We start from the raw sequence: 19,759 nt of genomic DNA on the forward strand, positions 1-19,759 counted from the left end.
TTATATAATAAATGAATAAAAAAACGTTTAAAAAATACAATCATTGAGGAAAAAGGCTATGGCAAAGGAAAAAAGCAATAAAAAAAATCGTTTGGTTTTGTTATTTTTCATTGCAGTCGTTGTTTTATTTGTCATCATATATGTGCTTCCCTCGGTAGCCGATGCTTTTAAAAGGACGTATGTTGCAGAATATGGTGGCATACAGGTAAGCGATAAGGTATCTTGTTATATCGTAAGAGATGAGACGGTGTATTTTGCTAATCGTTCCGGTACCATTCAATATTATTTGGGAGAAGGAACAAAGGTTAGAAAAAATACAAAAATTTTAGATATTTCAGCTGGAAGTGCAGAGTACGAAGAGACAAAATATACAAAGATTTTAGAACGAATACAGGGACAAGGTATTACCCCGGAACAGTATGTAAGCAGTAATAACGGTTTAGTAAGTTATTATCTGGATGGGTATGAAGCCTTGTTTAAACCAGATACGATGAAGGAATTAAGTAAAAAAGAAGTAAAAGAATTGGAGATGGGTCTTGAGAACGTTACGAGAACTACGACCCTAGCTAATGAGCCTTTGTTTAAAATCGTTAATAATAATTTATGGTATGTCGTTTGCTGGGTAGATGAAGAAGACATTGTTAAATATAAAAAAGGAAGATCGGTCACTTTACAATTGCCTTTAGCTGATGTAAAGGGAACGACAATGGATATTATCGATGATGATGGCGAATTTATGGTCATATTAAAATTTAATCGATATTATGAGGACTTGCCGCGAATCCGTAGGGTAGAGGCAAATGTGATAACAGAGGATTATAAAGGATTGATTATTCCGAACCGCTGTATTACATCCAAAGATGGAAAACCAGGGGTATACATTAAAGATGTAGGCGGAGACAGCGTTTTTCGACCGGTAAAGGCAATTACCAGTGACGGAGAATATTCGCTTGTGCAGAACTCATATTTTTATGAGGATTCTGAGGATGGAAGCGTCAAAGTAAAAACAATAGATGTGTATGACGAAATATTAACAAGCGGGAAGCCATAACTCGCTAAGGGAGGTCTTACAAATGAGTTACATTAAAGAAAATATTGATCGGATCAATATTGAGAAAAATGAAATTGCGGAATCGGCAGGAAGAAAAAAGAATGAAGTTCTATTGGTGGCCGTAACAAAAACAAGAACCGCAGAAGAGATTAATGAAGCCATTGATGCAGGAGTCACAGACATCGGAGAAAATAAAGTACAAGAAGTCATGGATAAGTTTGATTCTGTGAAACCGGTACGTTGGCATCTAATTGGTCATTTACAAACAAATAAAGTAAAATATATCATTGATAAAGTTAATATGATTCATTCCGTGGATTCTTTAAAATTAGCAGAAGAAATCAACAAACGTGCAGTACAGCATAATTTAATTATGGATATTTTAATTCAAGTCAATTCTGCCCAGGAGGAAAGTAAATTTGGCATAACAACCGAAGAAACGGGCGAATTGATTCATACTATATTAGAAAAGTGTCCAAATATTCGTATACGTGGTTTGATGTGTATCGCACCGTTTGATGAAAATACAGAAAATGTTCGTATTTATTTCCGACAGGTTAAAGAACTTTACGATCAATATGGGAAACAAGAGCATGAACGATTGGATTTTCAATATTTATCTATGGGCATGTCTCATGATTTTGGGGTGGCAATTGAAGAAGGATCGAATTTGATTCGTGTCGGGACATCTATTTTTGGTGAAAGAGATTACAGTAAAAAGAAATAACGTGGAGGAGTAAAAAAATGGGAGACGGAATATTCAATAAGTTAAAAATGCTGGTAGGCATTGAAGAAATTGAGGATGATGAAGATGATGATGAGTCCGAAGAAACAATGGACTGGAAACCAAGAGAGGTACGATCTTCTTATAGTCAGCCTAAAAATGAGAATAAGGAAGCAAAGGAAAATAGAGTGGTGGCTATGCAAAACATTACGAATTCCAGAACAACGAATCAGTTTAAAATGGTAGTCATTGAACCAAAATCATTCGATGAGAGTCCAAAACTGGTTGACAATTTAAAAGCAAAAAAACCGGTTATTATCAATTTAGAAAAATTGGAATCGGATACTGCTCGCAAAATCTTTGATTTTCTCAGTGGTGCAACGTATGCACTGAATGGAAATGTAGAGAAAATTGCTAATAATATTTTCGTTTTTGCTCCTGAGAATGTTGATGTTGCATCTTCCATTGATCAAAAAAATATAAATTATTCCGATAATATAAAAAATCCATGGAGATAATAGGGGGTAGTCGATGACATATGTTTTAGCAAGAGCAATTAGCTTTTTTATTGAGATTGTAATTACTCTTATTGTTGTAGAAGCTTTGATGAGTTGGTTTGTAAGACCGGGAAGTAACTTTTATCGCATCTATTGCAGTTTGCATGGTTTAACGGAACCGATTGTCAATCCTTTTCGACAATTAACGTCAGGCTTAGCATATCGTACAGGCATAGATTTTTCTCCCCTGGTTGCGATTATTGCCTTGCAGTTACTTGAAAGCGTTTTATACAAATTATTACTATTATTTTAATCGGGGAGGTTTGCTATGATAACTCCACTGGATATTCAAAACAAAGTGTTTAGTAAGGGTGTACGCGGTTACAAGGAAGAAGAAGTGGATGGTTTTTTGGATTTAATCACCTTAGATCTGGAAAATTTGATTGAACAAAATGATAAATTGAAAGAGCAAATCAAAAGCTTAACTGCAGATTTAGAGACGCATAAAAAGTCAGAGAGTGCAGTACTGGAGACATTAGAAGCTGCCAAATCTCTCATGAGGGACATCTCTGCCAGTGCAGAAAAGAGAGCACACATTCTTGTAAAAAATGCAGAATTGGATGCAGAATTAATTTTAAGAGAAGCAAAGGAATCGGTAGAACGCCTAACGGAAGAATCTCAGTCATTAAAAAGTCGATTGAGTATTTTTCGTACGCGTTATAAAACTCTATTGGAGTCCGAATTACAAAAATTTGATATATTGAGTTCCGAAATTTTTGCAGATGAAAATATGGAGGAACTTCAAGAAATTACAAAAGGTGAAATTTTTAAGGACGAAGAAAGCGTAAAAGATTTTAAGACTATAACGAATCTAAGAATAGGAGAAAAACGCTAGTTGTATTATATTATTATTATCGTAGCTGTAGTTGCATTGGATCAACTTACAAAATACTTGATACAGGTGAATATGGAATTGAATCATACCATCCCGATTATTGATGGTATTTTTCACTTTACTTATATTCACAATTATGGAGCTGCATTTCGAATTTTAGAAAATCATCAAACGTTTTTGCTATCGGTAACCGGTCTTGTTATTTTATGCATGTTTGCATATTTAATATGGAAAAGAGAAACGGGACACCCTCTATTTTTAGTAAGTGTTGCACTTATCATTGGAGGCGGCGTCGGCAATTTTCTTGATCGCGCAATAGCTGGTTATGTTGTTGACTTTTTTGATTTTCGAATTTGGCCTATATTTAATGTTGCGGACATTGCTGTCGTTTGCGGATGCATTTTATTTAGTTTTTTTATTTTATATTGGGAACCGCGTTTGCATAAAAAAACACAGGCAATGCGTGGTGAGGATGAAGAAGAATGACAGAACAAAATACAACCAATCATTTTGAAATAAAAGAAGAACAATCCGGTTTTCGAATGGATGCAGTTCTTTCAAATTTACTGGTTGATGCTTCCAGAAATCATATACAGAAGTTAATTGAAGAGGGGCAAGTATCGGTAAATGGACAAGTGCAAACCTCCAAAAAGTATAAGACAAAAATAGGCGATTTTATTTCTATATTGCTCCCTGAGCCAAAAGCATTGGAAGTAGAAGCACAAGATATTGATATAGATATTGTTTACGAGGACAACGATGTTTTGGTTGTAAACAAACCAAAAGGTATGGTTGTACATCCTGCAGCAGGAAATACCGATGGTACACTTGTAAATGCTTTGCTTTATCATTGTACCAATTTATCCGGAATTAACGGTGTAATCCGACCGGGAATTGTACATCGGATTGATAAAGATACAAGCGGACTTCTTATGGTTGCGAAAAATGATGTTGCACATAATGCATTGACGAAACAATTATCGGAGCATAGTATAACACGGGCTTATCGGGCAATCGTATATCACAATTTTTCAGAGGATGAAGGAACGATTGATGCGCCGATTGGAAGAGATCCAAAAAATCGATTAAGAATGGCTGTTACTACACAAAATTCAAAACGTGCTGTGACGCATTATAAAGTATTGGAACGATTTGGTGACTTTACTTATATTGAAGCAAGGTTAGAAACAGGTCGAACTCATCAGATTCGTGTGCATATGGCTTATAAGAAGCACCCACTTTTAGGAGATGAAGTATATGGGCCGAAGAAAAAAATTTTTGGCATCACTTCTCAGATGCTTCATGCAAAGGTTTTGGGCTTTGTGCATCCTACGACAGGGAAATACATGGAATTTGAAAGTGAATTGCCGGAAGAATTTAAAAATATATTAGAAAAATTGAGAAAGCGCAATAGGTAAATAGAATGGGTAAAGTATTATTTAAACCAGGTACTATGTTAAATCCTGTGCCTGTGGTTTTGGTATCATGTGGTGCTGTGCCTGAAAAATGGAACTTGATTACTGTGGCATGGACAGGAATTATTAATTCAGAACCGCCGATGGCATATATTTCTGTACGAAAATCAAGACATTCCCATGCAATTATTTCCGAAGAGGGAGAGTTTGTAATCAACTTAACCACGGAGAAATTGGTAAAACAAACGGATTATTGTGGGGTGAAGTCCGGCCGTGATGTTGACAAGTTTAAGGAAATGGCATTGACTCCAATAAAAGGAGAGATAGTAAAGTGTCCATTGGTGGAAGAGTCCCCTGTAAATTTGGAATGTAAGGTAAAGGAGATTTTAAGCTTTCCTTCACACGATATGTTTTTAGCAGAAATTGTTGCGGTTCATGCGGAGGATTCTCTTATAAATGAAAAAGGACGTTTTCAGTTAGAAAAAGCAGGATTAATTTGCTACAGTCATGGAGAATATTTTGGGATTGGTAAAAAACCGCTTGGAAGTTTTGGCTATTCGATTATGAAAAAGAAAACCCAAAAACGAAGAAACTTAGAGAAAGCGGCTTCAAAATATCAAAAAAGAAGATAGGAGAGAAGATATGGAGAAGACCATATCTTTCTTTGTTTTTAATGAAATTTCAGGGAGGATATATGTATCGTATTTTAATTGTTGAGGATGATTTTGTGATTGCAAATACTCTGAAGGATCATTTATCAAAATGGGGTTATGAGGTGGACTATGTGATGGATTTTAAAGAAGTACTGACAAAATTTATCAATTATAATCCACAAATGGTATTGATGGACATTTCCTTGCCTTTTTTAAATGGTTATCATTGGTGTACGGAAATCCGAAGAATATCCAGTGTACCCATTGTTTTTCTTTCTTCTGCTGCAGATAATATGAACATCGTTATGGCTATGAATATGGGAGCTGATGATTTCATTGCCAAACCGTTTGATTTAAGCGTGGTCACTGCAAAAATCCAAGCTTTGATGCGTCGAAGCTATTCTTTATCCGGGCAAGTCAATGTCATGGAGCATAAAGGCGTTATCTTAAATATAGGGAATGCAACTTTAACCTATAAAAATGAAAAAATCGAGCTGACAAAAAACGATTTTAAAATATTGCAAATATTATTTGAAAAAGCAGGAACCGTTGTTTCCAGAGATAGTATAATGACAAGACTCTGGGAAGATGATAATTTTGTCGATGATAATACATTAACCGTAAATATTACTAGAATTCGAAAAAAAATAGAAGAAATCGGATTAATCGATTTTATAAAAACAAAGAAAGGCATTGGGTATTTGATTGAATGAGAAAGGAAAAGAGCTTTCTTTACTTCGTGCTTTTTTATTTAAAAGAGCATGCAAGAAATATTTTATTATATGGAATTTTTTGTATAATTTTCGCAACGATATTTTTTTTATATGAACTTCCGATTGAGGCAGTTGGTTATGCTGCATTGCTTTGTGCTTTTTTAGGGAGTCTTTTTTTCATATATGAACTTTTTCATGTATATAAAAAGCATAAATTATTATTTGAATTAAGAAGAATCATTGACGTAGATTTGGATCGCCTTCCTGAAGCAAAATCGACGCTTGAACAAGATTATCAATGTCTTTTAACCGAACTCTCTTTCAGAAAAAAAACGGTTGAATCAAGCTTTGCTGGTGCGAGAAAAGACATGGTAGATTATTATACTTTATGGGCACATCAGATTAAAACACCTATTACAGCAATGAGCCTTCTTTTACAGTCGGAGGATTCATCAAGAAACGCTTCACTGCGGCAGGAATTGTTTAAAATTGAGCAATACGCTGATATGGTATTACAATATCTTCGTATGGAAAGTATGTCGTCTGATTTGCTTTTGGCAGAGTATGATCTTGAAAAGATTGTGAGACAAGCCGTTAAAAAATACGCGTCAGTATTTATTTATAAACGGATTCATATTCTTCTTGAGCCACTCAATGAAACGGTATTGACGGATGAAAAATGGCTCTGTTTTGTAATTGAGCAACTTTTATCGAATGCATTGAAGTATACAAATGAAGGGCAAATTCGTATTTATATGGATAAAAGTGCTGAAAAGAATTTAGTGATTGAAGATACCGGAATTGGAATTTGTGCAGAGGATTTACCTCGTGTTTTTGAGCAGGGATTTACGGGATACAATGGAAGAATGCATAAAAAAGCAAGTGGTCTAGGGCTATATTTGTGCCGTCAAATTTTGGAAAATCTTTCTCATAAAATTCGAATCGAATCTGAGGTTGATAAAGGAACAAAGATTTTTTTAGATTTAGCAGTAAATCAGCTTGAAGTGGAGTAGGATTCATATTTTTATAAACCTTGCAAAAATGAAAGGTTGGAAGATAAAATGTAAGCCAAATCAATGGCATGAGTTTTATCTTTTTTTTATACTATACTTATCAAAAGGTATTGAGAATAAAAACGGAGGAGAAAAAATGTCATTGTTAGAGGTAAATAATTTAAAGAAAGTGTATACGACACGGTTCGGAGCAAATCAAGTGCAAGCACTTACTAATGTAAGTTTTTCCGTTGAAGAAGGAGAATATGTAGCTATCATGGGGGAATCAGGATCGGGAAAAACGACGTTGCTGAACATAGTAGCATCGTTGGATAAACCTACTTCAGGGGAAGTATTATTGAACGGAAAAAATACGGTTTTGATTAAGGAAAGTGAAATTTCTGCTTACCGCAGAAAAAATCTTGGGTTTGTTTTTCAGGATTTTAACTTATTAGATACTTTTTCTTTGGAAGATAATATTTTTCTTCCTTTGGTATTAGCAGGTAAAAGTTATGGGGAAATGAAAAATGCTCTTTTACCGATTGCAAAGAAATTGGGTATTTTAGATATTTTAAAGAAATATCCTTATGAGGTGTCCGGAGGACAAAAACAAAGAGCAGCTGTAGCACGAGCTTTAATTACAAATCCGCAGCTGGTACTTGCTGACGAACCGACTGGTGCATTGGATTCAAAGGCAAGTGATCATTTATTAAAGCTTTTTTCAGACATTAACGAAGCTGGACAGACTATTTTGATGGTAACACATAGCACTAAGGCGGCAAGTCACGCAAAGCGCGTTATTTTTATCAAGGACGGAGAAGTGTTTCATCAAATCTACAGAGCATCCATGTCGAGTGAACAAATGTATGAAAAAATTTCCAACACCTTAATTTTAATTGCGACAGGGGGTAGCCAGATTGAATAAATTATTTTATCCCAAACTAGCCTTGTCGAATATGAAGAAAAATGCGAAACTATATGTTCCTTTTGGATTGGCCGTAACCGGTGCAATTACGATGTTTTATATCCTATGCTCTATTCATGCAAATCAAGGATTAAGTGAAATTTATGGTGGGATGCAATTAAAAGGTATATTATCATTGGGAATTTTTGTTGTTGGATTTTTTTCCGCTATCTTTTTATTTTATACCAATCAATTTTTGATGAAGCAGAGGAAAAGAGAGCTTGGTTTATATAATATTTTAGGTATGGGTAAAAAGCATATAGGGAAAATTTTATTTTATGAAACTGGTATCTTGTATTTCTTTTGCATATTTTGTGGACTCGTTAGCGGGATTGTAATAAGTAAGCTTTTATTTTTAATTCTACTAAAAATGTTAAGTTTTTCATCAGCCGTTCAATTTGCAATTGAGCTTGGAGCAGTTTATAAAACTATAAGTTTATTTGGTGCGGTATTTATATTAATGCTCCTTTTCAATTTAGGACAAATTCACCTTGCAAACCCGATTTCTTTGTTGCAAAGTGATCAGGTAGGCGAACGTGAACCGAAGACAAAATGGTTGATTACTCTGATTGGTATTCTTACTCTTGGAACAGGATATGGGATGGCCCTGAGTATTGAATCGCCGTTGGAAGCCTTGATTTGGTTTTTTGTTGCGGTCATCTTAGTTATCATTGGAACATATGCTTTGTTTATTGCGGGTAGTATTGCAGTTTTAAAGGGAGCAAGGAAAAATAAGAAATACTATTACCAAACAAAACATTTTGTTGGAATTTCCGGAATGATTTATCGGATGAAACAGAATGCAGCTGGACTTGCAAATATTTGTATTCTATCCACTATGGTTTTGGTTATGTTATCAACTACGGTATGTCTTTATTCCGGTCAAGCAGATATTTTATTGCAACAATATCCGCAAGAAGTACAAATAAATGATAAAGGGTACGAGGAAGGACTTGAGACCGGTAATGCAGAAAAAATCGTGGAGTTAATTCAAAATAGTGATACGGAAATACCTTCTAAAATAAAAAATCTTGCAGCTTTTGACTATTTTATATTTTCTACAAGACAAGAAGGTACGGATTTTTCCGGAACAGATATAAAACATGTAAATCGTCAGCTATTTTTTTTAAACTTAGATGATTATAACCGAATGGAAAAGAAGAATGTGACATTGAATAATGATGAGGTTTTGATTGATTCGGAAGGCGGTGCTTACGAAGCAGACCAATTTTCAATGTTAGGAGATACTTACAAGGTAAGAGAAGTTGATTCGAATTTTTCCTATCAAGGGTTAGACATGGCAGGTATATACAAAACTTATTACATCATTTTACCGAATAAAGAGACCTTTCACTCACTTTCGGAGAAAATATCCAAGCAGTTTTCACATGAAGGAGAAATAGAGAGCTATGTGGCATTTGATTTTTCGGGAAAAAAGACAGAAAGAGATCATTTTATCGCTGAATTAGATGAAATCTTAAAGAGTGCGGATAGCTCAGCTTATATTTTGACTCGTTGGAGTGCTGGGTTAGATTATATGTCAATCTTCGGCGGACTTTTGTTTATAGGATGTTTTTTATCAGTGCTGTTTTTAATGGCAACGGTTTTGATTATTTATTATAAGCAAATTTCAGAGGGTTATGAAGATCGAAATCGTTTTCAGATCATGCAGAAGGTGGGAATGAGTAAGAGAGAAGTTCGACGTTCCATTCGGAGTCAAGTAATGACTGTGTTCTTTCTTCCGCTTATTGTGGCAGTGATTCATGTGATGTTTGCTTTCCCTATGATTTCCAAATTGCTGTTATTGTTTAATTTAACAAATACGATGTTGTTTGTAAGCTGTACAGTAATCACTATTTTGATTTTTTCCATGATTTATGGAATTGTATATTGGATGACAGCAAAGGAATATTATAGAATTGTAAATTAGGTAATAGGATTTTCAACAAAGCACTTCATTTTTTATAATGAAGTGCTTTGTTTTTTGCTTCCAAAAAATAAATCGGTTGGGGAACCAAATACGAGAAGTTTCGATTAAAAATTAGTTTTAACGAATTCTAGACAGCGGCAGCAAACGGAGTGACCTTTAAATTGTGTCTCAGTAGCTTGATTACCGCATAAAGTGCAAGCTTTTGTTTTCGATAGATGCTTGACACGATGTGTTAGATTTTTTTCTTTTTCCATACGATAAACCTTTCTATCGATTTAAATCAGTATTTTTTATTTTAAGGAAGCTATTATTATAATAAAATTCATAATACCAAAAATCAACAAAATTTTACATTTTTGTAATAATTAATCAATTTAATGTCATGAAGTAACAAAGCATTGACACTTGCATAGAAAATAAATAAGATATATGTGATACGATTATTAAAAAAACCGTAAAAACGGAGGAAATTCAGTGAAAGAAAATAAAACATTAAAAATAAAGTGGAATCAATTTTGGGGAAAGAGACTTACAAAAGGTCTCCTATCAATTATATTAATTGCCATTTTAGTAGGCACATCTTCAGTGAGCACTATGAGCAAATCCATTAGTAATCAAGAATTTTTTTCATATCATGTTAAGGATATTGTGAATTATTTTTTTGGAAATACAGATGCTGTTTTAGCCAGCAGTCAAGATTTTGCATATGAGAAATCAATTGACGGACCTCTTTATGGTGTTGCAGAAGGTAAAAATTTAATTGTCATTCAAGTAGAGTCTTTTCAAAATTTCTTAATTGGAAGAGAGTATAATGGCGTAGAGATTACTCCAAACCTTAACAAGCTTGTTGAGGATGACAGTATTTACTTTGATAACTATTACATGCAGGTTGCTATGGGTAATACTTCCGACGCAGAATTTGCAACAAATAACTCTTTATATGGAGCTGAGGAATATTGTACGTATGCTCTTTATGATAACAATCATTACAGGGGACTTCCTGTTTTACTTTCTGAGAAGGGTTATGATGTTGCAGCATTTCATGGATATAAAAAAGAGTTTTGGAATCGAGTTGGGGCATACCCGTCTTTAGGATTTGATACGTTTTATAGCGAAGAAGATTTTGAATTTAATGAAGTGTTGGGTTTCGGAATTCGTGATGACGATTTTTTCAAGCAATCAACAGCATATATTCAGAAAATGAAGCAGCCGTTTTATTCCTTTTTAGTTACGTTGAGCAACCACCATCCATTTCCGCTTCCAAATGGAGAAGAGCCGATTCCTCCAAAAAAAGGGGATGAGGGAACCTTAGTTTATAATTATTTAAACAGTGCACGTTTTACTGATAAATGCATTGGAGAATTTATTGAAGAACTAAAGCAGACTGGTCTTTATGAAAATTCAGTGATTGCGATTTACGGAGATCATTTTGGATTGACTGCAGGTGACCCGGATATTCAAAAATCGATGACAAAGCTTTTAGGAAAAGAATATGATGTAGATGAAATGGCTAAAATTCCTTTGATTATTCATATCCCCGGCGAAGATGTAAAACAGACAATAAGCATTTCAGGTGGACAACTTGATTTTCTGCCTACCATTGCATATTTAATGGGATTTGAATCCTTAGATACTTTGTATTTGGGACAAAATCTTATGACTGCGAAAAATGGATTTGTTGCAGAAGGGATCTATTTCCCTAAGGGATCGTTTGTAAAGGATGATGTTTTTTATGTCATGTCTAAGGATGGTGTTTTTGAAAATGGAAGGGCATGGAATATTAAAACAGGAAGACAATTAGACTTAGAAGAATTTCGTGTAGATTCTTTACGGGCCGCTCAATTGATTACTCGTTCTCAATCTTATTTAAAAAATGATTCCATTGGTCAGATGCAAGGAATGCTGAAACGGCCTTCTTCTGTGAAAGATCCGAGTTCAATTAATAAGCCGACAGAGGGGGTAGCAGTGACCGCTCCTTCAGAGAAAGCAACCACAATACCGGAAGAAGTACAACCGTTAGAACCTACGTCGCCAGAACAAGAAAATATAGACTCAACCTCAGAGGCTACCTCACAAGATGCGATCGAAACTGAGGATGGAATTGATTATCAGGAACCGATTGTGATAGGGCCAAATGGTTTGCCGGAAGGACTTGGGCCATCTGTAGAGCAAGAGGAAGATAATATGGAAGAGTCTCAAGATACTATGCAAGAAACAGAAGATCCGGATTCCTCACAGCCGGCTTCTTCGCAGGAAAGTAACATGGAGTCAACACAGGAGTCTGTGACACAATAGAGCATAAAAAAGCAATGGATATCCGATATCGGATATCCATTGCTTTTTATAGAAAATTTTTATTTAAGAATTTAACTCTTTCGGATTTACGTAGATGGTATGATTGTCTGTAAAAATGACCATGCCAGGTTTTGCTCCGGAAGGTTTTTTTACAAATTTTATCTTTGTATAGTCAACAGGAACATTTTCGGATTGTCTACCTTTGCTATAATATGCAGCTAAGGCAGATGCTTCTAAAATAGCAGTCTCAGTAATTTCTTTTCCTTCTGTGAACACGATTACGTGTGAACCGGGAATGTCTTTGGTATGAAACCAATAGTCTTTTCGATCGGCTACTTTTAATGTAAGATAATCGTTTTCTTTGTTGTTTCTTCCTACTAATATTCGAAATCCGTCACTTGTGGTATAAGAATAAGGTGCAGGCTTTTTCTTTTTTTCTTTATAATTATTTTTTCTTTTCCTTAAATAATTTCCTTCTATCAGTTCTTGCAGGATTTCTTCAATTTCCTCGAAAGTAACTGCATTATTTACATAGGTTAAAACAGATTCCAAATATTGAATATCTGTATTGGTTTCTTCTAATTGTATATTTTTCTCTCGAATGGCAGTCTTTGCTTTCCCATATTTTTTATAATATCTTTGTGCATTTTTTGAAGCGGAAAAACGTGGATCTAGTGGAATGGACAATGGTTGGTTGTCATAATAATTGAGAACTGTAGCTTGTTCACAACCATTTTCGATGGTATGAAGATTCGCTGTCAGCAATTCTCCATATAGACGATAGATGTCGGAATTTTCTGCTTTTATGATGTCCTCACAAAGACGCTGTTTTTTTAGGTAAAGTTTATCAAGCTGTCCGCTTATTGTTCGCTCAAGATCGGAAGATTTTTGACGGATGCGATTTGAGGAAGCTTTATGTGAATAATAATAGGAGATTGCTTCACTCACATTTACAAAAAACTTGCTTTCCATTGTCTCTTGGAAATCAGACAATGTATAAATATGAAAGTCCTGCGGAGAGCCTTCTTGATTGAGATACACGACTGGTGTGATGTTTCCATTTTCCTGTATTTCGACTAAATTACGGAATACGGGGGCAAGTTCTTTTGGAGTAAGTGTTTCTGCTTCCAAATCGTTTGCGGCACCTGCACGATAACAAATTTCTTCTGCAAGTACAGGACTAATGCCTTGAATATGATTCATTAAGTGTTTTGCCATCTTTGATTTTCGATGTTCTAAAATGGAAGACAATTTCTCTTCTGTTATTGTATAAGCACATATCTTTTCCTGAGAAGGGGGGTATACATATGGTTGTCCCGGTAGAATCTGTCGGTAACGATTGACATCAATGGAGACACGTTTGATACTGTCGATAATTCGATTCGAAGTTAAATCAACTAAAATGATATTGCTGTGTTTTCCCATGATTTCGATAATCAATTTTTTATTGACGGAAAAACCAAGTTCGTTGAGTGTATCTACCGATATTTCAATCAAACGTTCGGAATCCCTCTGCTCTATGGATGCAATACGGCCTCCTTGCAAATGCTTTCTAAGCAGCATGCAAAATCCGGAAGGATTTGCTGGATTGTTTGTTGCTTCCTCAATAAAATGAATACGAGGATGGCTGCTGTTTGAAGATAGATATAATTTATATTTTTCTTTTTTGGAATGAATATGAAATAATAACTCATCCGTTTCCGGTTGATAAATTTTTTCAATTTTTGCACCACTTAAGGTCTGATTTAATTGGCGGGCGACTGCACCCGTAACGAAGCCGTCAAAGCTCATAGAAGAAACTCCTTATAGATTATTTTTTTCGTAAGTAGTATAATATACAATGATAACATGAATTTCATAAAAACGGTAGTTGAATTGCATTAAGTTTTAACACGGGATACAGCAAATTATGTGAGAAGGGTAGGCTCTTATGATAAAAAGTATGACAGGCTTCGGAAGAAGCGAATATGCTGATGGAAAAAGGAACATAATCGTAGAAATAAAGTCGGTAAATCATCGATATTGTGATGTAACCATGAAAATGCCTCGACGTTATTCTTTTGCAGAAGAGAGATTAAAGGCAATTGTAAAAAACATTGCAAGACGTGGAAAAATTGATGTTTCCATCATGGTAGAAAATGTAACGGAAAATGATACCAATGTAAGACTAAATACAATGATGGCAAAACAATATTATGATAATCTGAAGGAGTTGAAAAATGATTTCGATCTTGCTGGTGAGATAACATTGCAATTTTTAGCAACTTTGCCGGATGTTATGAAGGCCGTACCTCATCTTGAGGATGAGGAGGAACTCGTAAAAAGTTTCTCTGTTCCGGTGAAGGAAGCGGTACAAAAGTTGAATGAGATGCGTGTAATTGAAGGTGAAAAGCTAGCAGAAGATATCGAAAAACGTGGTGATTTTATTCGTGAGATGGTAAAAAGCATTGAACTACGTTCACCAGAGGTAGCTACGACATATACGGAAAAATTACGTGAAAGAATTAAAGAGTTGATTGGAAATAACGTTACGATTCCGGAAGATCGAATTCTGTTAGAAGCTGCAATTTTTGCAGATAAATGCAGTGTGACGGAAGAATTGGTTCGTTTAGATAGCCATATTCTACAATTGAAAAGTATATTATCGAAAAGTAATCAGCCGGATGGCAAAAAATTAGACTTTTTGGTTCAAGAGATGAATCGAGAAGCAAACACAATTGGTTCAAAAGCCAATGACATTCAAATTACCAATACCGTATTAGATATTAAAAGTGAAATTGAAAAAATTCGTGAGCAGGTACAAAATATTGAATAAATATAAAGATTTTGCTTGCAAAAAGATATGAAATGGAGTATTCTATATATTCATATGAAAAGTAATTAAAAAGAACTGAATAGAGAGGAAAGTCCATGGGTAAAGGTTTGTTGTTCGTTGTTTCAGGTCCTTCCGGTGCGGGAAAAGGGACGATTTGTAAGAGATTATTAGATGAAATTGATATAGATTTGTCTGTATCGACGACTACAAGAAAGCCACGTCCCGGCGAAGTCGATGGCGTAAATTATTATTTTATTTCACAAGAAGAATTTAATAAAATAAAGGAAGAGGACGGATTGCTCGAATATGCATATGTTTACGGGAATTATTATGGAACACCCAAAAAAATGGTTATGGATAAATTAGAGCAAGGCAGAGATGTTATTTTAGAAATTGACATCCAAGGTGCTCTTAAAATTCGAGAAACGTGTCCGAAAGGAATCTTTGTTTTTATTTTACCGCCTTCCATGAAAGAACTTAGAAAGAGGATTACCGGAAGAGGATCCGAAACAGAAGACGCGATTAACATGCGTTTGGGAGAGACCTTGAAGGAAGTGTCTTACATTGATAAGTATGATTATTGTGTAATAAATGATGAAATAGAGGAAGCCGTAGAACGTGTTGCTTGCATAATGAAAGCGGAGCATTCACGCGTTTCAAAGGACATCTATCAACTAATTGAAAGATACAAGGAGGAAATCTAAATGCTTTATCCATCAATTAATGAAATTAAGAAAAAAGCAGATAGCCGTTATACACTGGTTGTTATGGCTGCAAAACGTGCCCGAGATCTTATTGACGGCAAACCAAAGCTGACTCAGGTGGACGTAGAAAAACCGGTGTCCATTGCAGCGAATGAAATAGCAGAGGATTTGATTGCTTATAATAGAGACAAACAAATATAATGAGTTTAAAGACATTTTAATTTTTTAGAAAGTTAAAATGTCTTTTTTATATATAGAATATAATATTTTCTAAAAATATAATGATTTAGTGCTTTACAATTTTAGCGCGATAAAGTATAATGAATATAACAGTTCGAACGAACCCAAATTTATAATATTTTTAGGAGGACAAAATAAAATGAGAAAATGGAGTTGGATGTTAGTATTAGTACTGATAATAGGTGTGTTTGCAACTGGCTGCGGAACAAAAGGTGAAACAGACGAAGTAACAGTAGATGATACATCTTTAACAGACATTCAAGCGAAAGGAACCCTAGTTGTTGGTTGTGATGATGAATTCCCGCCAATGGGCTTCCGAGATGAAAATGGAGAAGTAACCGGATTTGATATTGAGTTGGCGAAGCTTGTTGCAGAAAAATTAGGTGTCGAAGCAGTTGTTCAGCCAATTGATTGGAAGACAAAGGAAATGTCTTTGGAATCTAAAAAAATTGATGTCATTTGGAATGGATATACTATTGACAAAGAGCGTAACGGTAAGGTAGAGTATACAAAGCCTTACTTAAATAACCAGCAGGTTATTGTTGTAAAAGCAGATTCTGAAATCAATGCAAAAGCAGATTTGGCCGATAAAGTTGTAGGAGCTCAAGCGAACAGTTCTGGTCTTAAGGCAATTAAAAGTGATGAAGCATTTAAAGATAGTTTGGCAGAATTAAAAGAGTACGACACTTATCCACAAGCTCTTTTGGATTTAGAAGGCAGAATTGATGCTGTCGTTATTGATAAAATTTTGATTGGTTATGTTATGGCGCAAGAACCGGATACTTACCGCATTTTAGATGAAACGATGGGTGATGAATTTTATGGTATTGGATGTCGTAAGGGCGGTGTAGCTTTGCGCGTAGCCATTGATGATGCATTGGATGAATTGATGGAAGATGGTAGTATCGAAGCACTTTCTACAGAATGGTTCGGTTCTAATATCGTAATTCGTGATGTTGAGAAATTGACGGATGAAGATTTGGCAGAGTAATATCTTTGCTTTAAGGAAAAAATATCAACTCGGACTTCTTTGTTGAAGAAGTCTGAGTTGCGTTTGTTTACAGGAGGTCTAGGTTGAGCACAGAAATAATGTATCAGGTTGGAGGATTTATTTTAAGCGGTGCAGTAGTGGCAATTAAGGTTTACGTGGCTACGATTGTATTTTCCATTCCTTTAGGAATGCTTTTCGCAATGGGAAAATTATCGAGGTGTAAACCGTTACTTTGGCTTTTAGAAGGATATACTTGGCTGTTTCGAGGAACTCCGCTTCTTTTACAATTATTCTTTGTTTATTATGGGCTTCCGTATTATGGGATTGTCTTTACTCCCTTAATAGCAGCTTGTGTAACCTTTGTAATTAATTATGCTGCTTATTTTACAGAAATTTTTCGTGCCGGTATTCAGTCAATCGATTCCGGACAATATGAAGCAGCAAAGGCATTGGGAATGAATTACAGTCAAACAATGAGAAGAATCATTCTACCCCAATCGTTGAAAAGGGTGATTCCGCCACTAGGCAACGAAGCGGTGACTTTGATTAAGGATACAGCTCTTTGTTCTGCCATTACACTTCCTGAAATTCTAAAAAATACAAATTCAATGGTTACTACTTACTTTGAAATTAAATGGTATTTTTTTGCCGCGGTTATTTACCTAGTTATTACATTGGTGATTATTCAGGTATTTAAGTACCTTGAAAAAAAGTTCGGTTATTATCGGTAGGGGGTAGTCATGGAAGTTATTTCAGTACAAAATTTACATAAAAAATTTAGAGATCTTGAAGTTTTGCAGGGAATTAATCTTTCGGTTCAAAAAGGAGAAATTGTATCCATTATCGGACCATCTGGTTCCGGAAAAAGTACATTTTTACGATGTTTGAATCATTTAGAAACGGCAGATAAGGGAAGCATAAGCTTTCATGGAAATTATATTGCAAAAGAAGATTCCAAGACAAATAAAGCAATTTATATAAGTAATAAAGAAATTCTTTCGGTTTGCAATAAGCTAGGCATGGTTTTTCAGAATTTTAATCTTTTTCCTCATAAATCGGTCATTGAGAATTTAGTGGAAGCACCTATGATTGTAAATAAGAAAACCAGAGCAGAAGCAGAAAAAATAGCCGATGATTTACTGAAAAAGGTAGGCCTATCTCAAAAAAGAGAGTCTTACCCTTTTGAACTCTCTGGCGGCCAGAAGCAGCGCGTTGCCATCGCGCGAGCATTGGCCATGGAACCCGAGATTATGCTGTTTGATGAACCTACTTCTGCCTTGGACCCCGAACTCATTGGTGAAGTACTTCAAGTAATTAAACAGTTAGCGGAAGAGCGTATGACAATGATTATCGTTACGCATGAAATGAACTTTGCTCGTGAAATCTCAGACAGGGTCATTTTTATGGATCATGGAGAGATTGTTGCGGAAGGCACGCCAGAGCAGGTTTTGGTGAATCCAGAACATCCAAGAATCAAAACTTTTTTAAATCTTGTAAAATAAGACATATGAAATCTCCTTTCTACTTGATATAAAATCAATGTGGAGAGGAGATTTTTTGCTCCTGCAATTTTTGTGAAAAATTTTGCGTCTATATACATAAAAGGGGGCAAATGTATGGAGGGACAAACGAGTTGTATAATGATAAAAAAGCGCAGTATCATTTATAAAATTCCTTTACGGGATATTCTCTATATTTGCAAGAATTTAAGATTATCTTGTGTCATAACTATCTCCGGAGAGCAACATACCTTTTATGCTAAGTTTGATGAAATTCAGCCATTTTTAAATAAAAGTTTTTTACAATGTCACAAGAGTTATATTGTAAATTTAGAAAAAGTTATTGCACTGCAGGCTGCTTGGTTTTGGTTAGAAAATGGAGAGCATCTTCCAATCAGCCAAAAACGTCGAAAGAAGAGCAGAGAATATTATCAGAATTATTTAAGGGGAAACTTGTAATTTTTGTTGATTTTTGAACTGAATTAGTGTATAGTATCTAAGGATGTTTGAAAAATATCTAAAAAATTATTAAAAACACACATGCAGTTACTTGAATACTGGTGCCCATAGAGGTTGTTATTTCAAGGATTAGCTGGGTGGAGGAAAAAACCAGGAGGTAAAATTATGGCAGTTATTTCAATGAAACAACTATTAGAAGCAGGTGTTCATTTTGGACACCAAACAAGAAGATGGAACCCTAAGATGGCTCCTTATATCTTTACTGAAAGAAATGGTATCTATATCATTGACTTACAGAAAACGGTAAAGAAAATTGATGAAGCATACGCTTTTGTAAAGGAAGTTGCGGAATCCGGAAAATCCGTATTGTTTGTAGGAACAAAGAAGCAAGCTCAGGCTGCAATTGCAGACGAAGCAACAAAATGCGGTATGTTTTTTGTAAATGAAAGATGGTTGGGCGGTATGCTCACTAACTATAAGACCATTTCCATGAGAATTAAGAGATTAAATGAAATCAAGGCAATGGAAACTGATGGTACTTTCGCAGCTTTAACTAAAAAAGAAGTAACAAAGCTGAGAGGCGAATTGGAAAAGCTTGAAAAATATTTGGGCGGTATTAAAGAAATGAAGAACATGCCTGGTGCAATGTTTGTTGTAGATCCTAAGAAGGAAAAAATTGCTATCAAAGAAGCAAGAATTTTAGGTATTCCTATCGTAGGTATTTGTGATACTAACTGTGACCCAGATGATGTTGATTACATTATCCCTGCAAACGATGATGCAATTCGAGCAGTAAAATTGATTTCTTCTAAGATTGCAGATGCTGTTATCGAAGGAAAGCAGGGAGAATCTATGGATGATAGCGAAGCAACGGTTGAACCGGTTGCAGAAGTGGAAGCTCCTGTAGAAGCATAATCATTTT

Annotated in this window: 22 protein-coding genes; 21 read left to right on the forward strand and 1 reads right to left on the reverse strand. The window is 35.1% G+C overall.

Going from position 1 to position 19,759, the window contains the following annotated elements; all coding sequences use genetic code 11:
- Positions 1-58 precede the first annotated feature (58 nt).
- The 13 genes from I2490_RS06815 to I2490_RS06875 all read left to right on the forward strand — a co-directional run bounded on the left by I2490_RS06815 (position 59) and on the right by I2490_RS06875 (position 12,129).
- Positions 59-1,051, forward strand: a complete 993-nt coding sequence (locus tag I2490_RS06815; protein WP_206458994.1) for an HlyD family efflux transporter periplasmic adaptor subunit — start codon at positions 59-61, stop codon at positions 1,049-1,051.
- 22 nt (positions 1,052-1,073) lie between these two features.
- The gene (locus I2490_RS06820; protein ID WP_206458995.1) at positions 1,074-1,778 is read left to right on the forward strand and encodes a YggS family pyridoxal phosphate-dependent enzyme; all 705 of its coding nucleotides are present in this window, start codon (positions 1,074-1,076) and stop codon (positions 1,776-1,778) included.
- A 17-nt stretch (positions 1,779-1,795) separates the two neighbouring features.
- Positions 1,796-2,293, forward strand: coding sequence for a cell division protein SepF (locus tag I2490_RS06825; protein WP_206458996.1), 498 nt, complete (start codon positions 1,796-1,798; stop codon positions 2,291-2,293).
- 13 nt (positions 2,294-2,306) lie between these two features.
- Positions 2,307-2,585, forward strand: a complete 279-nt coding sequence (locus I2490_RS06830; RefSeq protein WP_206458997.1) for a YggT family protein — start codon at positions 2,307-2,309, stop codon at positions 2,583-2,585.
- A gap of 15 nt (positions 2,586-2,600) precedes the next feature.
- A complete protein-coding gene (locus I2490_RS06835; protein WP_206458998.1) occupies positions 2,601-3,167 on the forward strand; it encodes a DivIVA domain-containing protein in 567 nt (188 codons plus the stop codon).
- Positions 3,168-3,653 (forward strand): signal peptidase II, encoded by a 486-nt coding sequence (lspA, locus tag I2490_RS06840; RefSeq protein WP_206458999.1) that lies wholly within the window; start codon positions 3,168-3,170, stop codon positions 3,651-3,653. It begins immediately after the preceding gene.
- Positions 3,650-4,585 carry an RluA family pseudouridine synthase gene (locus I2490_RS06845; protein ID WP_206459000.1) on the forward strand — a complete coding sequence of 312 codons (936 nt, stop codon included), beginning with the start codon at positions 3,650-3,652 and terminating at the stop codon, positions 4,583-4,585. Before lspA ends, I2490_RS06845 begins: the two co-directional genes overlap by 4 nt.
- Positions 4,586-4,590: 5 nt before the next feature.
- Positions 4,591-5,214 carry a flavin reductase family protein gene (locus tag I2490_RS06850; protein WP_206459001.1) on the forward strand — a complete coding sequence of 208 codons (624 nt, stop codon included), beginning with the start codon at positions 4,591-4,593 and terminating at the stop codon, positions 5,212-5,214.
- Positions 5,215-5,276: 62 nt separating this feature from the next.
- Entirely contained in the window at positions 5,277-5,948 is a 672-nt protein-coding gene (locus tag I2490_RS06855; protein ID WP_206459002.1) for a response regulator transcription factor, read from the forward strand.
- On the forward strand, positions 5,945-6,961 hold the full coding sequence (locus tag I2490_RS06860; RefSeq protein WP_206459003.1) for a sensor histidine kinase: 1,017 nt from the start codon (positions 5,945-5,947) through the stop codon (positions 6,959-6,961). The genes I2490_RS06855 and I2490_RS06860 overlap by 4 nt, the downstream gene beginning before the upstream one ends.
- 136 nt (positions 6,962-7,097) lie before the next feature.
- Positions 7,098-7,865, forward strand: a complete 768-nt coding sequence (locus I2490_RS06865; RefSeq protein WP_206459004.1) for an ABC transporter ATP-binding protein — start codon at positions 7,098-7,100, stop codon at positions 7,863-7,865.
- On the forward strand, positions 7,858-9,834 hold the full coding sequence (locus tag I2490_RS06870) for an ABC transporter permease (RefSeq protein ID WP_206459005.1): 1,977 nt from the start codon (positions 7,858-7,860) through the stop codon (positions 9,832-9,834). Before I2490_RS06865 ends, I2490_RS06870 begins: the two co-directional genes overlap by 8 nt.
- 474 nt (positions 9,835-10,308) lie before the next feature.
- Positions 10,309-12,129, forward strand: a complete 1,821-nt coding sequence (locus I2490_RS06875; protein ID WP_206459006.1) for an LTA synthase family protein — start codon at positions 10,309-10,311, stop codon at positions 12,127-12,129.
- Between the two features lie 63 nt (positions 12,130-12,192).
- Here the strand turns inward: I2490_RS06875 and I2490_RS06880 are convergent, their stop codons facing one another.
- Positions 12,193-13,920 (reverse strand): Rqc2 family fibronectin-binding protein, encoded by a 1,728-nt coding sequence (locus I2490_RS06880; RefSeq protein ID WP_206459007.1) that lies wholly within the window; start codon positions 13,918-13,920, stop codon positions 12,193-12,195.
- Positions 13,921-14,059: 139 nt separating this feature from the next.
- Between I2490_RS06880 and I2490_RS06885 the strand changes: the two genes are divergently transcribed.
- From I2490_RS06885 to rpsB, 8 genes are all read left to right on the forward strand, one after another.
- Entirely contained in the window at positions 14,060-14,944 is an 885-nt protein-coding gene (locus I2490_RS06885; protein ID WP_206459008.1) for a YicC/YloC family endoribonuclease, read from the forward strand.
- A gap of 95 nt (positions 14,945-15,039) precedes the next feature.
- Positions 15,040-15,648, forward strand: coding sequence for a guanylate kinase (gene gmk / locus I2490_RS06890; protein WP_206459009.1), 609 nt, complete (start codon positions 15,040-15,042; stop codon positions 15,646-15,648).
- On the forward strand, positions 15,649-15,849 hold the full coding sequence (gene rpoZ / locus I2490_RS06895) for a DNA-directed RNA polymerase subunit omega (protein WP_206459010.1): 201 nt from the start codon (positions 15,649-15,651) through the stop codon (positions 15,847-15,849).
- Positions 15,850-16,027: 178 nt separating this feature from the next.
- Positions 16,028-16,879: an amino acid ABC transporter substrate-binding protein gene (locus I2490_RS06900; protein WP_206459011.1), complete on the forward strand. Its 852-nt coding sequence runs from the start codon at positions 16,028-16,030 to the stop codon at positions 16,877-16,879.
- 83 nt (positions 16,880-16,962) lie between these two features.
- Positions 16,963-17,610 (forward strand): amino acid ABC transporter permease, encoded by a 648-nt coding sequence (locus tag I2490_RS06905; RefSeq protein WP_330634589.1) that lies wholly within the window; start codon positions 16,963-16,965, stop codon positions 17,608-17,610.
- A gap of 9 nt (positions 17,611-17,619) precedes the next feature.
- Complete coding sequence (locus I2490_RS06910; protein ID WP_206459012.1) at positions 17,620-18,381, forward strand: amino acid ABC transporter ATP-binding protein; 762 nt, start codon at positions 17,620-17,622, stop codon at positions 18,379-18,381.
- Positions 18,382-18,495: 114 nt separating this feature from the next.
- A complete protein-coding gene (locus tag I2490_RS06915) occupies positions 18,496-18,837 on the forward strand; it encodes a LytR/AlgR family response regulator transcription factor (RefSeq protein WP_206459013.1) in 342 nt (113 codons plus the stop codon).
- A gap of 165 nt (positions 18,838-19,002) precedes the next feature.
- Positions 19,003-19,752 (forward strand): 30S ribosomal protein S2, encoded by a 750-nt coding sequence (gene rpsB, locus I2490_RS06920; RefSeq protein ID WP_206459014.1) that lies wholly within the window; start codon positions 19,003-19,005, stop codon positions 19,750-19,752.
- Positions 19,753-19,759 lie beyond the last annotated feature (7 nt).

The organism is Anaerovorax sp. IOR16, assembly GCF_017168145.1.
Lineage (GTDB): Bacteria > Bacillota > Clostridia > Peptostreptococcales > Anaerovoracaceae > IOR16.

What these genes read in the sequence shown, in the direction of transcription:
- I2490_RS06815 (WP_206458994.1), top strand. Translation starts at nt 59, where the DNA reads ATGGCAAAGGAAAAAAGCAATAAAAAAAATCGTTTGGTTTTGTTATTT.
- I2490_RS06820 (WP_206458995.1), top strand. Translation starts at nt 1,074, where the DNA reads ATGAGTTACATTAAAGAAAATATTGATCGGATCAATATTGAGAAAAAT.
- I2490_RS06825 (WP_206458996.1), top strand. Translation starts at nt 1,796, where the DNA reads ATGGGAGACGGAATATTCAATAAGTTAAAAATGCTGGTAGGCATTGAA.
- I2490_RS06830 (WP_206458997.1), top strand. Translation starts at nt 2,307, where the DNA reads ATGACATATGTTTTAGCAAGAGCAATTAGCTTTTTTATTGAGATTGTA.
- I2490_RS06835 (WP_206458998.1), top strand. Translation starts at nt 2,601, where the DNA reads ATGATAACTCCACTGGATATTCAAAACAAAGTGTTTAGTAAGGGTGTA.
- I2490_RS06845 (WP_206459000.1), top strand. Translation starts at nt 3,650, where the DNA reads ATGACAGAACAAAATACAACCAATCATTTTGAAATAAAAGAAGAACAA.
- I2490_RS06850 (WP_206459001.1), top strand. Translation starts at nt 4,591, where the DNA reads ATGGGTAAAGTATTATTTAAACCAGGTACTATGTTAAATCCTGTGCCT.
- I2490_RS06855 (WP_206459002.1), top strand. Translation starts at nt 5,277, where the DNA reads ATGTATCGTATTTTAATTGTTGAGGATGATTTTGTGATTGCAAATACT.
- I2490_RS06860 (WP_206459003.1), top strand. Translation starts at nt 5,945, where the DNA reads ATGAGAAAGGAAAAGAGCTTTCTTTACTTCGTGCTTTTTTATTTAAAA.
- I2490_RS06865 (WP_206459004.1), top strand. Translation starts at nt 7,098, where the DNA reads ATGTCATTGTTAGAGGTAAATAATTTAAAGAAAGTGTATACGACACGG.
- I2490_RS06880 (WP_206459007.1), bottom strand. Translation starts at nt 13,920, where the DNA reads ATGAGCTTTGACGGCTTCGTTACGGGTGCAGTCGCCCGCCAATTAAAT.
- I2490_RS06885 (WP_206459008.1), top strand. Translation starts at nt 14,060, where the DNA reads ATGATAAAAAGTATGACAGGCTTCGGAAGAAGCGAATATGCTGATGGA.
- gmk (WP_206459009.1), top strand. Translation starts at nt 15,040, where the DNA reads ATGGGTAAAGGTTTGTTGTTCGTTGTTTCAGGTCCTTCCGGTGCGGGA.
- rpoZ (WP_206459010.1), top strand. Translation starts at nt 15,649, where the DNA reads ATGCTTTATCCATCAATTAATGAAATTAAGAAAAAAGCAGATAGCCGT.
- I2490_RS06900 (WP_206459011.1), top strand. Translation starts at nt 16,028, where the DNA reads ATGAGAAAATGGAGTTGGATGTTAGTATTAGTACTGATAATAGGTGTG.
- I2490_RS06910 (WP_206459012.1), top strand. Translation starts at nt 17,620, where the DNA reads ATGGAAGTTATTTCAGTACAAAATTTACATAAAAAATTTAGAGATCTT.
- I2490_RS06915 (WP_206459013.1), top strand. Translation starts at nt 18,496, where the DNA reads ATGGAGGGACAAACGAGTTGTATAATGATAAAAAAGCGCAGTATCATT.
- rpsB (WP_206459014.1), top strand. Translation starts at nt 19,003, where the DNA reads ATGGCAGTTATTTCAATGAAACAACTATTAGAAGCAGGTGTTCATTTT.